This window comes from Nonlabens sp. (assembly GCF_051251825.1).
GTDB lineage: Bacteria > Bacteroidota > Bacteroidia > Flavobacteriales > Flavobacteriaceae > Nonlabens.
In genome coordinates, this window is the sequence record NZ_JBPOGG010000032.1 from 1 (window position 1) to 5,271 (window position 5,271).

3 protein-coding genes are annotated in these 5,271 nt (G+C 32.1%); all 3 read right to left on the reverse strand.

Features of this window, described 5'->3' with window-relative positions; genetic code table 11:
* Positions 1-216 precede the first annotated feature (216 nt).
* From ACSHWW_RS14210 to ACSHWW_RS14220, 3 genes are read right to left on the reverse strand one after another with little or no spacing between them, the layout of a single operon-like run.
* Positions 217-1,812: a bifunctional aspartate transaminase/aspartate 4-decarboxylase gene (locus ACSHWW_RS14210; RefSeq protein ID WP_435683135.1), complete on the reverse strand. Its 1,596-nt coding sequence runs from the start codon at positions 1,810-1,812 to the stop codon at positions 217-219.
* Positions 1,813-1,830: 18 nt separating this feature from the next.
* Positions 1,831-3,528, reverse strand: coding sequence for an aspartate-alanine antiporter (gene aspT / locus ACSHWW_RS14215; RefSeq protein ID WP_435683136.1), 1,698 nt, complete (start codon positions 3,526-3,528; stop codon positions 1,831-1,833).
* Between the two features lie 37 nt (positions 3,529-3,565).
* Positions 3,566-4,822 (reverse strand): DcaP family trimeric outer membrane transporter, encoded by a 1,257-nt coding sequence (locus tag ACSHWW_RS14220; RefSeq protein WP_435683137.1) that lies wholly within the window; start codon positions 4,820-4,822, stop codon positions 3,566-3,568.
* Positions 4,823-5,271: the final 449 nt, after the last annotated feature.

Sequence of the window (5,271 nt, forward strand, 5' to 3'; positions counted from 1 at the left end):
AAACTTCTATCCTAAATTTTATTATTAGAGATTTTAGCAAGCAAGTTAGCCAAAAAAAAACTGTATACTAGGGTAGGCGTATGATTACCGACCTTAGTATACAGTAAAATTTATAATTTCACTACAGTATTCTATTGAAAATCTGAAGCTTTAAACGGATATTTTCTGGGTGTTTTTTGAATAGTAACCCAATGTGCAACGGTAAATAAAACGTTTTTACTTACTTTGATAAGCGTAATAATATTCATCAATGATATCGTTTATGAGAATACTAATTTTTTCAAAATCCTCAGAGTAAGAATTAGCAAGCGAGAACCTAATAGTCCAATCTGGTCCATCAAAACCACCTCCAGGCATAGCTACAATAGATTCTTCTTCAGCCAAACGTATTACAGGGTCTAAAGCATTGTAATTTTCGCCAACCCATGTACTAAATTCTTCACTGTATTTATCTTTTGCCAAATTCAAGAAATCAACCAAAGTGTAATAATAAGCGGCATTTTCATTTTTATCAGAAATTAACGGGGTTCCTGGTAAGTCTTTATACAGTTTATCATATCTATTTCTAACTAGTTTTTTTACATCAGTTTTGTACTTATTCTCTTTGTCAATCAAAGTTGCTAAAGAAAATAACGACATTTGAATTTGTTGTGGTGTAGATAAACCAGCGGTATGATTTAAAGCCACACTACGACTATCGGCAACAAAACGGTCTATCATTTTTATACCATCAGGATTTAAAGAAATTGTTCCATAACGCTCACGTAATTCAACTTTATCTTCCTCTGGAAGCTTGGCTAGCATTTTATCGAAAATATTATTTTCATTAACTGCTATTGCCCCAAGTCTCCAACCTGTAGCACCAAAATATTTTGAATAAGAATACACCAAAATCGTACTTTCTGGAGCTTTAATAGCTAACGACGTAAAATTTTCTGTAAAGGATCCATAAACATCATCCGTCAATAAAATTAAGTCCTCTCTATCTTTAGCTATTTGCGCAATTTTATCTAATGTTTCGTTACTTAATTTTACTGATGGCGGATTGCTAGGGTTTACCAAAAAGAATGCTTTTACATTAGTATCCTTCAATTTATCAATTTCAGAATCTGGAATCTGCCAGTTATTATTTTCATCAGCATTAATCAAAACCATTTTCAAATCATAATCTTTTAAGGCTGGCATTTCAAAATATGGTGTAAAAATAGGTGCTCCGATAGCAATAGTATCTCCTGCTTTTAAAAACTTATTTGCTTTTAAAGAATTGAATATATATACCATAGCAGATGTACCTCCTTCTGTTGCAAATACATCATATTTAGAATTTGGAGGAGTTGTTCCTGCACTCATTTCTTTCATTAAGTAAGCATGAGCAATTGTTTCAGAGTGCTTTAACATTCTTCCTGGCTCTGGATAATTGTTTCCAATAATTCCATTAACCCATTCAAACATTAAATCGTCAGAATCCATACCATAATTGGCTACTGCAAATTGAAACAAGTCCCTCAAATAACGCAAACCGATAACATTTTTGTTTAAAGCTAAATATGCTTCAAATCTTTTGGTAATACCATCTTTATCTGTAATACCTCCAAAACCATCTAGTTCCTGAAATTGTCTTTTACTTTCTTCTAAACTAAATAAACCAAGTTGAAAATAGGCGTCTCTAGGTTTTGTTGCAATCCAGTTAGGGTTACCTCTACCTGCATTAATCATTGAATGTTGGTGATTTGATTTTGCAAGTTTTATTAGCGTGTCTTTTACCTCGAACGGACTTAATGTATTAAGTTCGACTTCTTCTTGTTTTTTCATTTTATTGTGTTTTATAATTTAAGGCATCAATGCAATAATTATTGGTCCCCAAAGTGTTAAAAATATATTTGCAACCGCGTATGTCATTGTAAATGTTGGCGTTGGTGTTGCATTTTGTGTTTTATCTAATAAAGAAGAAAATGCTGGATTGGCACTTTTACTACCTGTAAGAACTCCTAAAGCTTCTACAGGATTTTTAATTTTTAATACATAAAAATTCATAAAAAACTGAACAATCATAGGAATCATAGTGACTAGAATTCCTAAAAGAAATAAGGTTATACCACTTTTTAAAATAGCTTGAAAAGCAGGAGCACCAGCATTTAGTCCAACAATACCAACAAATACAGCAAGCCCGAAGGTTTGGATAAAACTAGCTGCACCTACGTTTATACCTCCCATTTTTGGATGTTTTGTTCTTAAAAACCCAATAATTAAACCAGAAACTAAACATCCCAATCCTGAGCCTAACGCTACGTTTGTTCCGTTGATGTCAAAATTAATTTCGCCTATTAAATAACCAACGACCATACCTAAACCAAAGACTATAAAATCTGTGCTATTTATTGACGTTGGTTTGTACCCTATTTCTTTTTCAATTCTATCTAAATCTTTTTTCTTACCAACTAGTGTTATTTCATCACCAGCATGAATTTCAGTATTATCTAAAACTGATAATTCGTGAGACATTCTAACAATACTATTTATGTAAACACCATGTGTTTTAGTTAATCCTAATTTCTCACGAATTTCAGCTAATGTTTTACCATGTAGTTTTTTGTTTGAAAGAATGATGTGTCTTTCCTCCTCTGTAAAATCAATGTTTGCTCCAAATTCTGAAATCTCTTCACCTAAAATATTACCAGCTTTAGAAAAGGCAGTTATTAATCCTGTTACAAATAAAATATCGCCTTCTTTAATTTGTAAATCTACTTTAGACTCTAAATTTTTACCATCACTAATAACAAGCTCTACCGTTAATTTAGAATTTAAATCAGTTTCAAAATTTTGAATCGTTTTGCTTAAATATTTTGAAGTTTTTGAAATTTTGAAGACTCTAGTATCTACTCTCTTAATAGGATCAAATTCCCCTTCTACCATTTCTTTACTACCACCAAGTTTTACCGCTAATTTTTTGGCTTCTGCTCTGATATCCCATTTCATGAGGATAGGAATAAATGACACCATTAATATAGGTCCTATAGAACCAAAAATGTAAGTTATAGAATAACCAACAGCAACATTTGTTTTCATTATTTTAGCAGCTTCTGTTGCTAGTCCTAACTTATCAATAGCTTCTCCTGCTGTACCAATTATTGCAGACTGTGTTAATCCTCCAGCAGCTAATCCAGCTGCCATACCTTTGTCTAGACCCATCCAAATAGAAAGTCCAACCACAACCAGTAGACCTAAAACAGTCATTGAAAATGCAGCTAATAAAAATTTTAAAGAGGAAAGCTTTAATGAAGCGAAGAATTGTGGACCACCTAAATATCCAACCATAAAAATAAATAAGGCAAAGAAAAGACTTTTCACTTCTCCGCTAATTTCAAATCCACCTACTTGACCAATAACGACAGCCATAATTAATGTTCCGGCAACGCCTCCAAGTGTAAATTTTCCGACTTTAAATTTCCCTACAAAATACCCTATTGCAATTGCTAAGAATAAGGTTAGATAAGGGAAGTTTCTGAGTGTGTTGTAAATAATATCCATAATATATTTTTTAACTTTTAATAATTATTATCAATAATTAAAGGTGATAAATAGCCATAAATTGAGCACGATAGCCAACACCATTATCATTTAACTTATTTTGATTTTTACCATAAATTAACTCCACTCCATAATCCAATCGATCCACGGGTGACCACATATAATTAACTGCGCCGTAAGTAGAGAAATCATACATGTCATCATCTACATAATCAGAATTATCAATACTTGTAAAGCTAAAAACAGCACTAGACGTTGATGTTTTACTCCACGCATGTTTGTAGGCTATAAATCCTCCCATAACTGGTATTGGTTGCATATCACCGTTGTTATCTGGAGCAGCATCTAACCCTTGACCTCTTAAATCGTTTATATAATGTGCAATACCAAATCCATAGGTATATCCAAATCTAACATCATCATTAATTTCATTTCTATCTAAAAATTTAACGATACCTGAAATTTCTGCACCTCCACTTGTTTTACTTTTAATAGCGTTTGAACTGGCGTTTGTATACGACATATTTTTCAAGATACCTGTTAACCTAAGGTTTCCCCAGTTTCCATTTTTTTGTATGTATACTATTAAATCTGGAACATATTGAAAAGCCATACTATCATCTATATTAACATCATAGGGTGTATAATCTTCATTATGAGTTTCTAGAGCTACTGCAAAAGAATACTTATTATTTATGGACTGTGTATATCTAATCATTGGGTTTCTTGGTCCTGCAATACTATTGGGACCTTCAAAATCTACTTGTACAGGAAAAGCAGATGTGTTTTTCATAGTACTCCACGTTTGACCAATTAAAAACCCTTTATATTCTCCGTAAGCATGACGCAAATGTGGCACAAAACTGGTTGCAGCTTCTGTGTTAAAAAAATCCATTTCTACATAGATGTGAATTTTCTCAGTATCTGATACTTCATACTTACCATCTACGGCAAGTCGTGTTTGTCTAGCATCTAAAAAACTACGAGGTTTTTCTTCACGCAAGGTTGGATAAATCGGAATTTTACTAGGATAAAACTCGCTAGTATTTTGAATATTACCTAAATCCAATCCACCTATTAACTTAATATAGCCGATAAAATCGAGGGATATTTTTTTCGATTTCTTATTATCTGAATAGCTAATTCTTTTATCGCGAACCGGAATCGGATCCTGATTGTCTTTTGTAATATTATGTTGCTTTAGCGCTACTGTATCCTTGTAATTTTGAGCATAAGCAGAAGAACAAAGCATAGAAAAACAGAACACTATTAACACCTTAAATTTGATTGACATTTTTTTGTTGTAAGAAGTGATAAAATCTTTAATATTTTTTAATTGCTTTAAAGATTATCTACAGGCAAAACTAACCCTCTAACAAAGTCCCTTAGATGACCTAGGTCAGTTTAATATAAAAACGTGTGTATGATTTTGTTCCTATAATATATAAAACAACAAATGCTCCAATTAATCATATAATTAATTGGAGCATATTAGTATGAATCCTTTTATACCTATTGAAAATCTGAAGCTTTAAATGGGTACTTTCTTGGTGTTTTTTGAATTATATACCTGTTTATAGAAGATGAAAAGAAAGAAGGAGATTTAGAAAGGCCATAACCATTATCAGGCAATCAAATGTGGATAGCTGCTCTCAAATTCTTGCTGAAAATTTGATGGAATTGTCTTGTGAAAACGAACGCCTTGGCAATTATTAAATTTCAAAAACGACTGTAATTCTTTGT

Bases quoted from the DNA above. Each gene is read 5' to 3' on its own strand.
- aspT (WP_435683136.1), bottom strand. From the start codon at position 3,528: ATGGATATTATTTACAACACACTCAGAAACTTCCCTTATCTAACCTTA.
- ACSHWW_RS14210 (WP_435683135.1), bottom strand. From the start codon at position 1,812: ATGAAAAAACAAGAAGAAGTCGAACTTAATACATTAAGTCCGTTCGAG.
- ACSHWW_RS14220 (WP_435683137.1), bottom strand. From the start codon at position 4,822: ATGTCAATCAAATTTAAGGTGTTAATAGTGTTCTGTTTTTCTATGCTT.